Raw genomic sequence first — 16,221 nt, forward strand, 5'->3', positions numbered from 1 at the left:
AAAAGAGCGTGTTGATACAACAGGGAAACATGCCATGTATGAATAAGTACTAGTCGTATTTATCAAATATTGGGGTGTCCGCCGGTGTCCACAAACAGGCTTTTTGGCCGCATGCTTTCAAGGCATTGTTTGCCCAGGTATTGCAGGTATAAAATAGGTTATACCTGCGTTTGGCTTCGTAAAAAGCATCAAACTCGTTGTAGTTAGCGGTAGTTTTTACATTAATGATATGGCCTGCATTATCCGTTTTAAAGCTTGATTTGATGTAGTCTATTAGCCTGGCATACTGTTCTTTACTAATAAGGATCTTTTTGCAGGATGAGCTTTCTATAAGTTCTTTATGGTAAGTAGCGTGAATGGCGGACGAACTTAAACCCGTAGCTGCTTTAAAAGCCACACTGAACTTTAATTGCGCCCAGGTAGGGGTGTTGAGGTAAAATCCTTTATCGCCCCAGCCCATACCCACAAAACTGGCACTGGTATCTTTGCTAACTGTGTTATCAAATCTGATCTCATTGCTCCAATCTATTTGGCTATTGCGTACCGGCACTACCATATCGGTATGTACGCCGTTGGTTAAAATGTATATGGTTATATCCTGCGTGGTAACAGGCTCGGCATCAATAGTGATTTTACCTAATACCCAAGCAGAAAGCAGGTAAACCGCTATAAAAGCAATTAGACCTAGGCCGACACGTAGCGTGATTTTAAGGAATTTTTTCATTTTTTAATTTAGGCCTGGCTGCTGGTGCCATGTAAACAAGTTAAGGAAACTATTGTGAATATAGTATATTTTACAGTTAAATGGTTAACCGATGCTATCTTTAGGTGCCAATTGCACCCAAGTAAGATCTCAAATTAAACTGCTATGCAAGAATATACAACCGATTTACATATCACCCTCCAAAAACCACCCCTTAACTTGCTTTATGCGCTGCAGAAGGGGTCGGGTTCCAATTACGAGTCGGTACAGCTTCAGCCATCTATGGGTAATGATCTCTATTTTAGTTTAAGTGTAATAGTTAAGGGCACACCGCAAACTCATAATTTGCCAGATTTTCGCGGGCCATTTGTGCAGGGGCCTGTAAGTGCAAGGTTTATTTATTTGAATATCGGCTCATACGCAGGCGGCAGTGGTTGGAGCGGTCGGCTCAAAATACCGCTCACAGGGATTACCTGGGCCCAGATACATTTGGGAACGAAACTAGCAACCAGCGTACAAGGTACCGGGAAAAATGGTGCTCCCAACTGCGCTACAGTAAAGCCTTTTATTGGTTGGAGCATTCACGCAGAAGGCTGACAAGCAGCGCTATTTTCGTACCTGTCCGTTTCCTCTGACTATCCATTTATAACTGGTTAATTCTTCCAGACCCATCGGTCCGCGGGCGTGAAGTTTCTGCGTGCTGATGCCGATTTCGGCCCCGAGGCCAAATTGAGCGCCGTCGGTAAATGCGGTTGAAGCGTTTACGTACACTGCTGCGGCATCTACGCGGTTTAAAAAGTTTTCAATGTTGACCGGGTCTTCTGAAATAATAGCTTCGCTGTGTTTGGAGCTGTTACTAGCGATATGATCGAGCGCTTCTTCCTGCGAGCCGACCGTTTTGATAGCCATTTTCATCGAAAGAAATTCGGTACCGAAATGTTCCGGCTCGGCGATGTGCAATAAATCGGACGGATAATGGCCGGTTAACACTCGAAAAGACGCTTCATCAGCAAAAATTGTTACCTGCTTTTGGGCCAAAGGTTTCGCTAAAGTGGGGAGATCGTTTAAACGGCTAGAATTAATAATTAAACAATCCAGCGCGTTGCAAACGCTTACCCGGCGGGTTTTGGCGTTATCTATTATGGCTGTTGCTTTCTCCAGATCACCTGTTATATCAAGGTAGGTATGCACGATGCCTGCACCGGTTTCTATAACGGGCACTTTACTATTCGCCCGCACATAGTTGATCAAACCCTGGCTGCCGCGGGGGATCAGTACATCTACAAAACCAACGGCATTGAGCAGTGCTTCTGTTGCTTCGCGCTCAACAGGCAGCAGGGTAGTGGCAGCTACGTCGATCTCGTGTGCAATAAGTACAGCATGGATCACTTTCATGATGGCCCTGTTGGAATGATCTGCATCGCTGCCGCCTTTAAGAATACTTATATTTCCTGTTTTAAAGCACAGTGCAAACACATCAAAAGTCACGTTTGCCCTGGCTTCGTATATTACGCCCACAACACCTAATGGTACACGTACTTTTGAGATCTTCAGGCCATTAGGCATCGTTCTATCAGATAGTACGGCACCAAGCGGACTGCTCAGCCCGGCAACAGTTTTTATGTCGCTGGCAATAGCATTGATTCGATCTGCCGTGAGGGCAAGCCGGTCATATTTGGCATCTGCGGCATCCATGCGCTCGAGGTCCTTTTTATTTTCTTGCAGCAGGTAATCCGTTTGCTCAACAGCCGCTTTAGCAACATCCAGCAAAATAGCATTGACAGCGGAAGGAGAGAGGTTTAGCTTTCTGGCGGCAGTAACTGCGTTTTCAAAATATGATGTATAATCCATTTAACCTTGCAAATAAAGATAATCGTAATGTACCAGTGCACGCTGATTTTTTTTGCCTGTGAATTCACGGGCTTTTTCTGCGCCATATTCTGCTAAACCCAAACCGATGAGCTTATTGTTCTCGTCTACTATTTTTATAATTTCGCCTTTTTTGAATTCTTCGAGCACGTTTATAATTCCTATAGGTAACAGGCTCGAGGCTTTGCTGGAAAGCAGCACCGTTTTGGCACCCTCATTTACCTGCACTACACCGGTAGCAGCGGTTTCCGAATGGGCTATCCATTTCTTTTTACCTGACGCTTTTTTAGTTGGCACGAACCGGGTATGGGTTGCCCGGTTTTCAAGCACATCGGTAACAATATTGTCTTTTGTGCCATTGGCGATATGTACCGCAATACCTAACTGCGCTACTTTATGGGCAATGTTTGATTTAGTGATCATACCGCCCCGGCCAAACTGCGACCTCCCGCTGCTTACAAACGAAGCAAAATCGATCCCGTCACCAGTTACTTCTTCAATTACTTTTGACACTTCTAATTTAGGATCGCCGTCGTATATGCCATTAACGTTCGTCAATACGATCAGTGCCTGGGCGTTTAGCATGGATGCGATGAGTCCGGCCAGTTCGTCGTTATCGGTAAACATCAGCTCGGTTACGGATACCACATCGTTCTCATTCACCACAGGTATCACCTCGTGCTGTAAAAGAAGTTCAAGACAGTTACGCATGTTTAAATAATGCAGCCTGTCGCGGAAATCCTCTTTGGTAACCAGTACTTGGGAACAAAGGATCTTGAATTTCTCGAACAGATTTGCGTAAGTATTAATGAGTTTTACCTGCCCAATGGACGCGAGTAACTGGCGGGTAGCCACTGCATCGTATTTGTCGGTAACGGTGATTAAGCTGCGGCCCGATGCTACTGCACCGGACGATACAAGGATTACCTGGATGCCTTGTTTTTTAATGGCGGCGATCTGATCTACCAAATGGGAAATGCGCTCGGTATCCGGCAGTCCGTTTGGTTTGGTGATAACGTTGCTGCCTACCTTAATAATAATGCGCCGGTAATTGAATGACATTAATGTAGATAAAATTAGTCGTCAATTATAAGAAATTATAAGGGGAAAATGGTGTATTACCTGATATTTGCTTGATTGAATTGCAAGGCTATTTTAACGCAAAGAATAGGAAGAAGATCCAAAGATGCGCATAGCCGATCGTTTAGCAATTGATTTTTTGTGGCTTTTCTCATCTGCGTAACGATTCTATTGTACATAAAGTAATGTCTTAGGATGGTGAATATCCAGTTATTTTGAAAAAATATTTGGATTGATATTATTATTTATATTTTTGTCTACATATTCTATAGACAATGTATTACTTTACCTTCCGTACGTACTTACGATATAATAAAATGCAGTACTCAACTGCTTGTTGTTGTTGCTAATCGGCTCATCGACAAATTATTATCAATTCAATTCTATTTCTTTCAAACTTGCTTATACTTTATGGACATTTCTACAAGATTTTTTAAATTCATTGTGTTCTTTTTGCTCCTTGTCCCCGCCGCCAGCTTTGCACAGCTCAACGGGAGCTATATACTGAGTGGAAAAGTAAACGACGAAACCGGCAAGCCGCTGGTTGGTACAACCGTTACCATTAAAGGTACCACCAATGCCGCTGTTACTGATAGTACAGGTAAATTCTCGCTCACCACCAGCGCCAAATTGCCGTTCACCCTGGTATTTAGCGCCGTTGGTTATCAGCCGCAGGAATTTAGCATAAAGAATGCTAACAGTGCAGTCAATATTCAGTTAACGTCTCAGTCTTTATTACTAAATGAGGTGGTGGTTACCGCGTCGCGCCGTGAAGAAAAGTTGCTGCGTTCTCCGGTTGCTATCGAAAAACTGAGCATCAACGCGCTGAAGCAATCGCCAGGCCCAAGCTTTTACGACGCCTTGGAAAACGTTAAAGGTGTGCAAATGACCACGACGAGTATCACACTTAAAGTGCCAAATACACGTGGTTTCAACAGCCCCAATAACTTTAGGTTTATGCAGCTGGCAGATGGGGTAGATATGCAATCTGCCACGTTAGGCGTGCCACTAGGTAATGCCATTGGCCCAACTGAATTAGATATCGCCAGTATAGAGATCACGCCAGGCGCCGCCGCTGCTTTGTATGGGACTAATGCTATCAACGGCCTGTCCAACTTATTCACTAAAGATCCATTCAAATATCAGGGACTCAGTTTTTATCACCGCAGCGGGATTAACCACGTAGGGGATAATTTAGGGTCAAGTGCGTTGACAGAAGATGCGATACGCTACGCCAAGGCCTTTAATAATAAATTTGCTTTTAAACTGAACGCTAGTTATTTAAAAGGGAAAGACTGGCAATCGAATACCCGCCTCGATCAAAATCCTACCAATTTAAAAACGGCAAATCCGGCTTACCCCGAACTGACCGGTACCAGCAACGCTGCGTACGATGGTTGGAATAAATATGGTGACGATGCGCTTGCCGGTAGTAATACGGTATCGGTAAAAGGTATTGTGGTTGATGGGGTTGCCCGCCCAAACCTTACAGTAGCCCGTACCGGTTATAACGAAGTTGACCTGGTAAGCCCAGATGTAACCAACCTTAAACTGGATGGTACACTGGCTTACAAACTTACGCCTAATACCACCTTATCCTATACTTACCGTTATGGCAAAATGGATGGGGTTTTTCAGCGCGGTAACAAGATCTCGCTTAACGGAGCTACGGTTCAGAACCATAAAGTGGAACTCAAGGGAAAAGACTTTCTGATCCGTGCCTACGAATCAATTGAGAATACTGGTAACTCTTTCAACGTAAAACCGCTGGCAGATAACCTGGATTTAAACCACGCCAGTAATTCTGCCTGGGGTACTACTTTCAAGGATGCTTTAAATACTTATGCAAACGCCAATGGCGGTTTAAAATCAACCAACCTTGCGGCTGCAGAACAATTTGCACGTGCCGCCGCCGATAAGGGCAGGGTAGAACCTGGCACCCCCGAGTTTGATGCATTGCGTAAAACCATTATCGGTATCAATAACTGGGATTTTAAATCAAGTCTGATCCCCAATGCACCTGCTACAGGTGGAGCCGCACTGGTGCAAAAGAGTAACATGTACAATGCCGAGGCGCAATGGGACTTAACCAGCAAGGTAAAGTATGTAGATCTGTTGGTTGGTGGCGATGTGCGTATATACCAGATCATTCCTGATGGAAACAACTTTGTTGATTTCACCCGCAGTATTGCTGACAGGAACACGCCGCTGGCAGATGGCAGCTTTGGAGAAAATGTAGTTTATAAAAAATACGGTGCGTTTACGCAGCTTACCAAAACCTTTTTCGAAGAGAAATTGAAAATATTTGGCTCGGTTCGGTGGGACTATAACCCGTATTTCGATCCTAAATTCACGCCGCGTTTGGCCGCCGTTTATTCGCCAAATCAAAATCACAACTTCAGGTTTACTTTCCAGAATGGTTACCGTTTCCCATCACTTTTTGAGGCCTTATCCTATGTTAACAATGGGCGGGTAAAACGGGTGGGCAGCCTGGATTTTATTAATGATGGGCTTGGTTACCTGAATAACAGCTACACCCAGCAGTCGGTAACGGCGTTTAACGCGGCAGTAAAAGCCCAGTCTACCACCGGCGATGATGCAACCGCGTTGAAAAACCGGAGCCTGTTGCAGGTTGCCGATCTGCTAAAAGCAAGGCCGGAGCAGATCACGTCGTACGAGGTAGGTTACAAAGGTATCTTGTTTGATAATAAGGTGTTTCTTGATATAGACGCCTATACCAATCGCTACAATGGATTCCTGGGCCAGGTGCAGGTGTTTGTTCCGAACGGAACGAATGTGGGCACAGATGCTGCCGTACTGGCTATGCTGGATGTCAATCGTGACCCTACAACCGCTACTGCGGCAAACGCCGCCAGCCAGGGCCAGAGCCGCTACCGCGTTTATACCAATGCCAAAAATATTTACAACAACTATGGTTCTTCGGCAGGCCTTACTTATAATTTTTATAAACGGTATACGGTATCCGGCAACGTGAGCTTTAATAAACTGAAGGCACAGCAAACCTCGGATATATTCGTAACCGGCTTTAACACGCCGGAGTGGTCGGGTAATTTCTCCTTTGGCAACCGTGAGGTGGTGAAGAATTTCGGTTTCAATATCGTTTACAAATGGCAGGAAGCTTTCCTGTGGGAGAGCCCGCTGGTTACCGGTGCAGTACCGGCTATCCATACGTTTGATGCGCAGGTTACCTACCGTTTGCCGGTTTATTATGCAACGTTTAAAGCGGGGGCTACCGATATTTTCAACAAACGCTACATCCAGTACGCGGGTGGCCCAACCATCGGCGGCATATATTATGTATCCGTTACGCTGGATGGCCTGCTGAGCGGAAAGTAGCCCGATAATCTAAAGGCAATAATCGCGGAAAAAAAATTTATTAGGTTTATTTAGTTTTTAAAAGAGCGGGCAAGCGAGTTGCCCGCTCTTTTTTATTAATCCCAGGCATCGCCTTTACTTTCAGGCGCGGGCTTTTCTGCTATTTCCTTTAATTTAATTAGCGCACCATTTTTATGGTCTATCTTCATATCAAAGGTTGCTTCATCGCTGCCGCTTGTTAGCAGCCCGCCCAACAAGCCAAACATAGAAGAGACAATCATCGTACCTGTACTTGCCGTTACTTTAGCTTTGCCGGTGAAAAAAAAATCATCGTTAACTTTCTTAAGCAGGTAAAGCCCAAAGGAGGTAACAACATACGGCTCGCCTTTATAAACTAACGCATAAGTTTTATTCAGTTTAATGTCCCTTAGTTTCCCTTTATCATCCAGCGCCTTAACATTGCCGGCGTATGGGTAAGCAGACGTTACAGTGATAGCCTTATCGGGTATTTGGGCTTTGAAAGATTGAAAATTAAGATAAAGCCCATCATTATAAACGGATGTTGTGTAAACCGTGATCTTCCTTTTTTCTATACTATCCATTTTGGCAACATCGTTATAACTGTACATTACGGTATCAGCAGGTTGCCTTAACAAGTTGCTTTGGATAAAGCCGGTTAAAGTATCACGTCCTTTTTCCAGCAACCCGTTGGTTACATCGATAGATGAACGTAAAGTAAATACAGTATCTATTGAAGCCACACGCTGGAATTTATCTAACTTTTGCGCATAAAGATCAGCCCGGAAAGTGCAGTACCCTATTTCTGACATTCCTCTAGTTAATTCCGCGAAACTAAACTGCCTAAGGTGCAGCAGTAAGCCATTAGTCGCGACATCGGCATCTGTTAACGAACTGAATACACTGGTCAATTCTTTTTTCAGGGGGTGTTTTGTAAAAACGGCCGCTGTCCTGTTAAACGCGCCCGTTTTTACGAAACCGAAGCTGGTATCCGGACGGGAATCTAATAGCGTAATACTATTATACAAACTGTGCGGCGTTTTCGCTGCTGATAGCTTGGGTTCAAAATAAACTTTATGCTGTGCATTTACCCTAATAAAGCTTAATAGCAGGAGTGTGCTGATCAGGATCTTAGTCATGTGATGTTTAGTTGGTGCTAAATTAAAAATTTAGTCCAACAAAAGCGGGTGCTTTTTATCGTGGATAGAAGAATGGCACCTAAACAAACAAACCCTACGCGAGTTGCACCTCGCATAGGGTTTTACTGCTCACTCAACAGTTTATAATTGGTTAATCATAGGCTTAATCTACGGCCTGCCTCAGCATGAGTGCTCCCACGGTAACGTTGGTACGGCTATCAATAATTATGGCGCCCCCATTGGCTTTATTAAGCTGGTAAGGGTCAAAAGCCAAAGGCTCTGCGGTCTTGATTACAATCCGGCCAATATCGTTCAGCTTAAACTCTTCATCGTAATCCTTTTCCAGGGTGTTGATGTTGATCTTGTAGAGTACCTCGCTAATCTTGCAGCGGATAGTTTTGGTATTATGCTGTACAAGGTAAGTCAGCGATGGATCAAGCGGACGGGTATCCATCCAGCAAAGGTCGGCCTCAATCAGATTGCTCAGTTGCGGCTGGCCCGCGCTGTTTACGATAATATCTCCACGACTGATGTCGATATTATCAGCCAGGTGTACGGTTACCGACATGCCTGCCAGCGCTTCCTTAGGTTGCGTATCATAAAGTTCTATCTTGGATATCGTAGAGCTGAAGCCTGATGGCAGCACGGTTACTTTATCATTTACCCTGAACGATCCGCTGGAAACACGCCCCGCGTAGCCCCGGTAGTCGTGCAGTTCATCCGTTTGCGGGCGCACCACCCATTGCACAGGCAGGCGGGCATGGGCTGATGTATCATCAATTTCTAAAACTACATTCTCCAGATGCGTCAACAGGCTGTCGCCGGTGTACCAGCTTATCTTAGCCGATGGATAAACGATGTTATCGCCTTTTAACGCACTCACGGGGATATAAGTAACATTTTTAAGTCCTACCTTACCTGCCAGCACTTTATAATCCGCCACAATTTTGTTGAATACATTTTCATCATAATCAACCATGTCCATTTTGTTTATGGCTACCACTACCTGCTGTATTTGCAGTAGCGATACCAGGAACGAGTGCCGGGTAGTTTGTTCGATAACCCCTTTGCGGGCATCTATTAAAATAATGGCCAGGCCTGCGTTGCTGGCACCGGTAACCATGTTACGGGTATATTGGATATGGCCTGGTGCATCGGCAATAATGAATTTACGTTTATCTGTCTCAAAGTATTTGTAGGCTACATCAATGGTAATACCCTGTTCGCGTTCCGCTTTCAGGCCGTCGGTTAATATAGCTAGGTCGATGCTGCCGTCGTCGTTTTTACGGTTGGATGCGTGGAGCGCCTCCAACTGGTCTACCAGGATGGCTTCACTATCGTACAATAAGCGGCCAATTAATGTGCTTTTGCCATCATCTACGCTGCCTGCTGTTATAAATTTTAAAATATCCATTTTCTATATTTCGGATGATCTGTTACTGTATGCCGCATTAAGCGATCACGCTGTATGCAAAACAACTTAAAAGTGTACCTATTAAGCTGTTGATTACTATAAGCGTACTTACAAACTTTAAGGTTCAGGGGCTAATAAAACGCTGAACCCGCCCTCTTTTGGAGGGTGCTGTGCTCAGGGTTAAAAATATCCCCCTTTTTTCCGGTCTTCCATAGCCGCTTCGCTCACCTTATCGTCCATACGGGCACCGCGCTCGCTGATCCTGGATGAGGCTATTTCGTTGATGATATCATCTATTTCGAAAGCGTAGGATGCTACGGCTGCGGTACAAGTCATATCGCCAACGGTACGGAAACGTACATTTTTGTTCTCAATTTTATCGTCGGCATCCATGTTTAAAAAAGGTGATGCCGCCATTAACTGCCCGTTGCGCGTGATACAATCCCGCTGGTGGGCAAAATAAATGGTTGGCAAAGGGATGTTTTCCCGGCGGATGTAGTTCCATACGTCCAGCTCTGTCCAGTTACTGATCGGGAAAACGCGTACGTTCTCGCCTTTATGGATCTTACCGTTATAAATATTCCAAAGCTCGGGGCGCTGGCGTTTGGGGTCCCACTGGCCAAACTCGTCGCGTACAGAAAAAATACGCTCCTTTGCGCGGGCCTTTTCTTCGTCTCTGCGGGCACCGCCGATGCAGGCATCAAACTGGTGTTTGGCTATGGTATCTAACAAGGTAACCGTTTGCAAGGCATTGCGGCTGGCATTTTTCCCTTTTTGCTCAATTACTTTACCCTGATCGATGCTATCCTGAACATGCCCGACAATGAGTTTTTCGCCTATCCTGGCGATCATCTCATCCCGGTAAGTAATAGTTTCTTCAAAATTGTGCCCGGTATCAATATGTACCAGCGGGAAGGGGAACTTGCCCGGGCGGAAGGCTTTCATAGCCAGGTGAACCAAGGTAATGGAATCTTTACCGCCTGAAAATAATAGCGCGGGTTTTTCAAACTGCCCGGCTACTTCACGCAAAATATATATAGCCTCTGCCTCTAACTCGTCGAGGTAATCTAACCGGTATTTACTCATTCTTTTAAATCATTTAGTTCAACTGCATGCAGGCCGCACTCTTTTTTACTTTGGTCTTCCCACCACCACCGCCCGGCACGGAAATCTTCTCCAGGCTGAATGGCCCTTGTGCAGGGCAGGCAGCCTATGCTTGGGAAACCTTTATCATGCAGGGTATTATATGGTATATTGTATTGTTTGATGTAGGCTTTAACATCCTCCAGCGTCCAGTTAAAAATAGGGTGGAATTTGTATAGATGATTACCATTATCCCATTCCACATTGCTCATATCCTCACGGTTGGGCGATTGATCTGCCCGAATGCCGGTAATCCACATTTTGTTACCTGCAACCGCGCGGTGCAATGGCTCGATCTTACGGATGCCGCAACATTCTTTACGGTTCTCTACCGATTCATAAAAGCTATTTGGGCCCTTGGCGTTTACCATAGTTTCCAGGGCAACATTGTTTGGATAGTAGGCGTGGATCGGCTTTTCATAAATCTCCATCGTGCGGTTCCAAACATAATAAGTTTCGGGGAATAACCTGCCGGTTTCCAGTGTGAAAACTTTGATGGGGATGTGGTTAGCGAAGATCATGTGTGTGATGACCTGGTCTTCCCAGCCAAAACTGGTGGAGAACACGATCTCGCCGGGGAACTCGGAGGCCAGGGCCTGCAATGCCCCCACGGGATCGTTCCCTGCTGTTAATTGCGTTATGTAAGAAATATCTGCCACTATAATATCTTCATTAAAAATAAAACAATACTGCGGATGCTGATGAGGATAACGATAACTGCTACCGAAAACATAATTGCTTTGGCGGAGATCTTGTTACTGATGCGCGCCGCGATAGGCGAGGCCAGGGCACTGCCGATAACCAGCCCTGCAACGGCTTCCCAGTGTTTGCCGTTGAGCATGATGATAAACGTAAGTGAACTGATCAGCGCGATGAAAAAACGTGATAATTTCACCGTTCCTAAGGAGAAACGCGGGTGCCGGCCGCCTGCTATCAGCGTAGATAATACGATAGATCCCCAGCCGCCGCCGCCAACGGCATCTATAAAACCGCCGCCTAAGCCCAATAAGGAAATATTTTTGATTTTCTCTTTGGTTCGTTTGCGGTTTAAGCTAATGGCTTTAAACAGGATAACAAAACCCAATATTAAGGTATAAAGCGATACTGCAGGTTTGGTGTAAACGGCGTAATGCTCTAATGAGGATACGAGATAGGCGCCGGTAGCTGCGCCGATAATGCCGGGTATGAGCAGTAATTTAAACAGCTTCCAGTTGATATTGCCCATGCGGTAATGCATCCAGCCGGCAATGCCGTTGCTCATGATCTCAGAGAGGTGTACCCCCATGCTTGCTGAAGCAGGCGGGATCCCCATTGACAAAGAAAAGGTGGTGGAAGTAACGCCGTATGACATACCTATGGCCCCATCTATCATAGCAAAAACAAAACCTGCCCCCAAAAAGTAGTAAAATGCAGGATTAACGTTTTCTACAAAAAGCTTAAAACCGGGTTCTCTAAGCCAAACTGCCGTAAGGGCAATAAGGGCAAACACCACAAAGGTGCCCCAAATGGCAAGTGTAAGGTGTTTTTTATCGGGTGGTTTTGGGCCTGCTATTAAACTGGCCGTAACCCGGTTAAGCTCCTGCACCTTGTAAGCGAAATCGCCAGAAAGGCTGTTACGGATCTGCTGCATTTGCTGCAGTGTGGTATCCAGTTCATCCGGCAGCGCTTCATTCAGCACTTCTTTAAGGCGCTTGGCTACCGTAGGCGATTTTCCATTGGTAGAGATGCCGATCTTGAGGTCGCCTTTCTGAACGATGGCACCCAGGTAAAAATCGCAAAGGCTGGGTTTGTCGGCAACGTTGATCAGTAATTTACGATCATGCGCCGATTGGCGGATAAATAGGTTGAGTTCGGGATCATTTGTGGCCGCGATCACTACATCGGCACCATCCAGATCGGTATCTGCGAACGCCTTTTCGATGATCCGCAGTTTTGGGAAATCACTTGTTAAGGCATGCACTTCGGGCAAAAAAGCTTTGGAAATAATGGTTACAGCTGCCGCCGGGCTATTGTTCAACAGGGCTGTCAGCTTTTCCAAGCCAACGTTCCCTCCGCCAATAACCACCGTATGCAGATTTTCCAGCTTCAAAAACACGGGGAATAATTTATTGCCCTGTGCGTCTAAAGCTGGCTCAGCAGCTTTTAAACTATTATTCCTGGGCAATGATGTCATAAAACTCCTTTATAGGCTGAAACTTCGCATGTAAAGAAACTACTTCGCCAAATACAATTAAAGCAGGTGAAGTAATCCGGGCATCTTTAGCCACCTCTGCAATAGTACCTGCCAGGCCAACCGCTACCTTTTCATTCTCCGTTGTTCCGCTCTGGATCACCGCTGCCGGTAGCCTGCTCTTACCTTCTTTAACGAAGATCTCTGCAATCTGGGCCAGTTTGTGGATGCCCATCAGCACCACAACAGTAGCGTTGCTTTTGGCTGCCTGGTACAGATCGGGCGAAATTTTACCGTCACTTGTGGTGCCGGTAACCACCCAAAAGCTTTCGCTTAACCCGCGATGCGTAACGGGGATGCCCTGCATGCCGGGGACACCTATAGAACTGGATATACCTGGAATAACCTGTGTTGGAATGCTGTAATCTGCCGCATGATCCAATTCTTCAAAACCGCGACCGAAAACAAACGGATCACCGCCTTTTAAACGGACCACGTGGCCGTAATTTAAAGCGTAATCCACCATTAATTTGTTGATGTTCTCCTGCGCGAAAGAATGATCACCGGAACGTTTCCCTACATAAACTTTGGTTGCATGTTTAGGAGCAAACTCCAGTAACTCTTCATTAACCAAAGCATCATACAATACTATATCGGCTGTTTGCAGTGCCTTAATACCTTTTATAGTAATTAGTTCAGCATCGCCGGGGCCTGCGCCAACAAGCGTGATACGCGGTTCTTTTACCGTAGTTTTAATTTTTGTTTGGATCATGACTGTAAAACCGCCTCTCTTTTATCTTTAACTGTTTGCAAAAAGTCTGTGGCCTGCTGTTTATAGGCCGTAGCAAATTCTTCCGATGGCTCGTTCTTGTTGATTTGCAATACCAGGTCAGTGAATGTACCTGATAAGGCCAGTTCGCCGGTAGCTACATAATTGTTATCAAATTCTTTAATAATACCGGATTGGGTGCTGCTGTTTACGCCTTTATCCAGCAATAAGGCCTTGGCCGCGCTGATCATGGTGTTATAGGAGTGATAAATGGCATCACTCCAAAAGCCTTTAGCATAGGCACCATTTGCCCAACCAAGTTTCTCTTCACTTTCAAAAAGGAGAGTAGCTACCAGGTCGATAATTACACCGGCACACTCGCCAACGCCAATGGCGCTCACGTAAGTTTCCTGGTGGCCCCAGTCCACAAATTCGTCATCGGTTAGGGTAGTGAGATCTGCAAGGGGTTTCAACAGGCGGTAAAAATAGTCCTTACCCTGCCTGTCATAATACGCATGATAGCTCTCGTTTTCCTGTGCAAAAGTCTTATAGTCATCAAGTACGGCGCGCAAAGCATGTGTGGCTCTTTTCGATGGGACTTTAATTACCCTGTCTGCCGCGCGGCCTTCTCCGTTTCCAACGGTACCGCCACCCAACATTACTTGGACTGACGGCAATACTTTCGCGCCAGCTTTTAGTGAACTGCCGTGGAAGCCGATATGGGCCAACCCATGCTGACCGCAGCTATTCATACAGCCACTTATTTTAATCTTGATCTCGCGATTGTAGATCAGTTCTTCATATTCGTTATAGATCACATCCTCCAGTACCTTGGCCATGGTCATGCTGTTGCTGATCCCGAGGTTACAGGTGTCGGTACCGGGGCAGGTAGTCACATCGGCCAGGCTGTCGAAACCCGGGGCTGCCATATCTAAGGCGTTCAATCCTTCGTACAAGGCGGGTAAGGCCTCTTTGCGGATGTATTTTAAGAGTAAGCCTTGGTTTTGCGTGATGCGAATCTCGTCGCCCACATAAGGCTGAATAGCCGCCACCATTGCGCGTGCGCTGGCTGTTGGGATATCACCCACCGGTACTTTTATAAATACGCCGTAAAAACCAGCTTGCTTTTGTTCGAAAACGTTTGTGGCCAGCCATTGCTCATAACGGAAAGGATTGCTGATCTCTATTACCGGATAGGTTGTGGGCTCCGGAAGCACGGGGGTTGGGACCGTATCGCGATCAATTTTAAACGTTTTTACTTTAATGGCTATGCGTTCTTCTTTTGCCAGGCGCAGTACTTCATCTAAGCCCAATTTTTGAATCAGGTATTTTAAACGGGCCTTATTACGATTATTACGTTCGCCATAACGGTCGAAAACGCGGATAATGGCTTCTGCGTAGGGAATAAGCTGATCTTCCGGCAGAAAATCTTCAACGGGGCTGGCCAGTAAGGGTTGCGCACCCAATCCGCCGCCTAACAAAACTTTGAATCCGCGTTCGCCGTCTGCATTAACTTTCGGAATAAAACCAAGATCATGAATATACGAAAAGGCAGTGTCCTCATCGCTTGATGAGAATGAAATCTTAAATTTTCGGCCCATTTCCTGGCAGATAGGGTTCCTTAAAAAATAGAGGAACATAGCTTGCGCATAAGGCGAAACGTCAAACGGTTCTTTAGGATCGATGCCTGAAGTGGGAGAGGATGTCACGTTCCTAACCGTATTTCCACATGCTTCACGCAGGGTAATATCATCCTGCTCGAGTTCTGACCAAAGTTGCGGGGTGCGATCAAGACTTACATAATGAATTTGAATATCCTGGCGGGTAGTAAGATGCAGGTTTCCGCTGCCGTACTCATCAGCGATGTCCGCAATCTTAAGTAACTGCTTAAAGGTTACTTTACCAAACGGCAGCTTAATCCGCACCATTTGAACACCCGGTTGGCGCTGCCCATAAACACCACGTGCTAAACGCAGGCTACGGAACTTTTCATCATGGATCTTACCCTCGCGAAATGCGCGGATTTTTTTTTCCAGGTCGATGATGTCCTGCTCTACTATCGGATTCTCCAGTTCGGTCCTGAAGCTTTGCATATCTTGGTGGTATTAATATTGTGTATAAAAAAGCCCCTTCACTTTGGCTGAAGAGGCACATGTTTTTAATTATGCATACCTACAACCATAAATTATCGCCCTGCATGCAGCAATAATTAGCATCGGAAAGATATGTACTGGCGCTCTTGCTCATATAATAAGCCCAAATATATACATACTATAGGGTTTTAGTAGAATTTATTTAAAAAAAGCATGGATTTGATTTTTAGATGAAGGATTGCAGAAGTAGTATTGCTTTTTATTGCTGTGAACGCGGAGGTTACGCAGGGCATCTAAGAGGACTGACTAATGCAAATTGAGCAAACACGAATTATACAGGTAATACAAATTTCACGAATGCTCAGCTTATATCAGGTTTTGAGATCGCCTGAATTTTTGCCAGCTTCAATTAGCAAAATTAATCTCCATTCGTAAAATTCTTATTTACTCAAAAGTGGGTAATAAAAAAGCACCGCCTTGCAGCAGT

At 45.4% G+C, this 16,221-nt stretch carries 12 protein-coding genes; 2 read left to right on the forward strand and 10 right to left on the reverse strand.

The window, feature by feature from the left end:
* Positions 1-49 precede the first annotated feature (49 nt).
* Entirely contained in the window at positions 50-724 is a 675-nt protein-coding gene (locus A0256_15270) for an urease-associated protein (protein AMR32684.1), read from the reverse strand.
* 144 nt (positions 725-868) lie between these two features.
* On the opposite strand from A0256_15270, the gene A0256_15275 reads away from it, so the two are divergent.
* A complete protein-coding gene (locus tag A0256_15275; protein AMR32685.1) occupies positions 869-1,300 on the forward strand; it encodes a hypothetical protein in 432 nt (143 codons plus the stop codon).
* 9 nt (positions 1,301-1,309) lie between these two features.
* On the opposite strand, the gene A0256_15280 is transcribed toward A0256_15275, so the two are convergent.
* Both A0256_15280 and A0256_15285 read right to left on the reverse strand, forming a co-directional pair.
* On the reverse strand, positions 1,310-2,554 hold the full coding sequence (locus tag A0256_15280; protein ID AMR32686.1) for a gamma-glutamyl-phosphate reductase: 1,245 nt from the start codon (positions 2,552-2,554) through the stop codon (positions 1,310-1,312).
* On the reverse strand, positions 2,555-3,634 hold the full coding sequence (locus A0256_15285; GenBank protein AMR32687.1) for a glutamate 5-kinase: 1,080 nt from the start codon (positions 3,632-3,634) through the stop codon (positions 2,555-2,557). It lies immediately after the preceding gene.
* Positions 3,635-4,093: 459 nt separating this feature from the next.
* On the opposite strand from A0256_15285, the gene A0256_15290 reads away from it, so the two are divergent.
* Positions 4,094-7,009: an energy transducer TonB gene (locus A0256_15290; protein AMR34570.1), complete on the forward strand. Its 2,916-nt coding sequence runs from the start codon at positions 4,094-4,096 to the stop codon at positions 7,007-7,009.
* A 95-nt stretch (positions 7,010-7,104) separates the two neighbouring features.
* Here the strand turns inward: A0256_15290 and A0256_15295 are convergent, their stop codons facing one another.
* The 7 genes from A0256_15295 to A0256_15325 form a co-directional block, all read right to left on the reverse strand.
* On the reverse strand, positions 7,105-8,145 hold the full coding sequence (locus A0256_15295; GenBank protein AMR32688.1) for a hypothetical protein: 1,041 nt from the start codon (positions 8,143-8,145) through the stop codon (positions 7,105-7,107).
* A gap of 163 nt (positions 8,146-8,308) precedes the next feature.
* On the reverse strand, positions 8,309-9,559 hold the full coding sequence (locus tag A0256_15300; GenBank protein AMR32689.1) for a sulfate adenylyltransferase: 1,251 nt from the start codon (positions 9,557-9,559) through the stop codon (positions 8,309-8,311).
* 180 nt (positions 9,560-9,739) lie between these two features.
* The gene (locus A0256_15305; protein AMR32690.1) at positions 9,740-10,645 is read right to left on the reverse strand and encodes a sulfate adenylyltransferase small subunit; all 906 of its coding nucleotides are present in this window, start codon (positions 10,643-10,645) and stop codon (positions 9,740-9,742) included.
* Positions 10,642-11,367, reverse strand: coding sequence for a phosphoadenosine phosphosulfate reductase (locus tag A0256_15310; GenBank protein ID AMR32691.1), 726 nt, complete (start codon positions 11,365-11,367; stop codon positions 10,642-10,644). Before A0256_15310 ends, A0256_15305 begins: the two co-directional genes overlap by 4 nt.
* The gene (locus tag A0256_15315) at positions 11,361-12,875 is read right to left on the reverse strand and encodes a siroheme synthase (GenBank protein ID AMR32692.1); all 1,515 of its coding nucleotides are present in this window, start codon (positions 12,873-12,875) and stop codon (positions 11,361-11,363) included. Before A0256_15315 ends, A0256_15310 begins: the two co-directional genes overlap by 7 nt.
* Positions 12,853-13,644: a uroporphyrin-III methyltransferase gene (locus A0256_15320; protein AMR32693.1), complete on the reverse strand. Its 792-nt coding sequence runs from the start codon at positions 13,642-13,644 to the stop codon at positions 12,853-12,855. The genes A0256_15315 and A0256_15320 overlap by 23 nt, the downstream gene beginning before the upstream one ends.
* Complete coding sequence (locus A0256_15325) at positions 13,641-15,734, reverse strand: nitrite reductase (GenBank protein ID AMR32694.1); 2,094 nt, start codon at positions 15,732-15,734, stop codon at positions 13,641-13,643. The genes A0256_15320 and A0256_15325 overlap by 4 nt, the downstream gene beginning before the upstream one ends.
* Positions 15,735-16,221: the final 487 nt, after the last annotated feature.

The sequence above is a fragment of the Mucilaginibacter sp. PAMC 26640 genome (assembly GCA_001596135.1).
In the GTDB taxonomy this organism is placed as follows: domain Bacteria; phylum Bacteroidota; class Bacteroidia; order Sphingobacteriales; family Sphingobacteriaceae; genus Mucilaginibacter.

What these genes read in the sequence shown, in the direction of transcription:
- A0256_15270 (AMR32684.1), bottom strand. Translation starts at nt 724, where the DNA reads ATGAAAAAATTCCTTAAAATCACGCTACGTGTCGGCCTAGGTCTAATT.
- A0256_15275 (AMR32685.1), top strand. Translation starts at nt 869, where the DNA reads ATGCAAGAATATACAACCGATTTACATATCACCCTCCAAAAACCACCC.
- A0256_15280 (AMR32686.1), bottom strand. Translation starts at nt 2,554, where the DNA reads ATGGATTATACATCATATTTTGAAAACGCAGTTACTGCCGCCAGAAAG.
- A0256_15285 (AMR32687.1), bottom strand. Translation starts at nt 3,634, where the DNA reads ATGTCATTCAATTACCGGCGCATTATTATTAAGGTAGGCAGCAACGTT.
- A0256_15295 (AMR32688.1), bottom strand. Translation starts at nt 8,145, where the DNA reads ATGACTAAGATCCTGATCAGCACACTCCTGCTATTAAGCTTTATTAGG.
- A0256_15300 (AMR32689.1), bottom strand. Translation starts at nt 9,559, where the DNA reads ATGGATATTTTAAAATTTATAACAGCAGGCAGCGTAGATGATGGCAAA.
- A0256_15305 (AMR32690.1), bottom strand. Translation starts at nt 10,645, where the DNA reads ATGAGTAAATACCGGTTAGATTACCTCGACGAGTTAGAGGCAGAGGCT.
- A0256_15315 (AMR32692.1), bottom strand. Translation starts at nt 12,875, where the DNA reads ATGACATCATTGCCCAGGAATAATAGTTTAAAAGCTGCTGAGCCAGCT.
- A0256_15320 (AMR32693.1), bottom strand. Translation starts at nt 13,644, where the DNA reads ATGATCCAAACAAAAATTAAAACTACGGTAAAAGAACCGCGTATCACG.
- A0256_15325 (AMR32694.1), bottom strand. Translation starts at nt 15,734, where the DNA reads ATGCAAAGCTTCAGGACCGAACTGGAGAATCCGATAGTAGAGCAGGAC.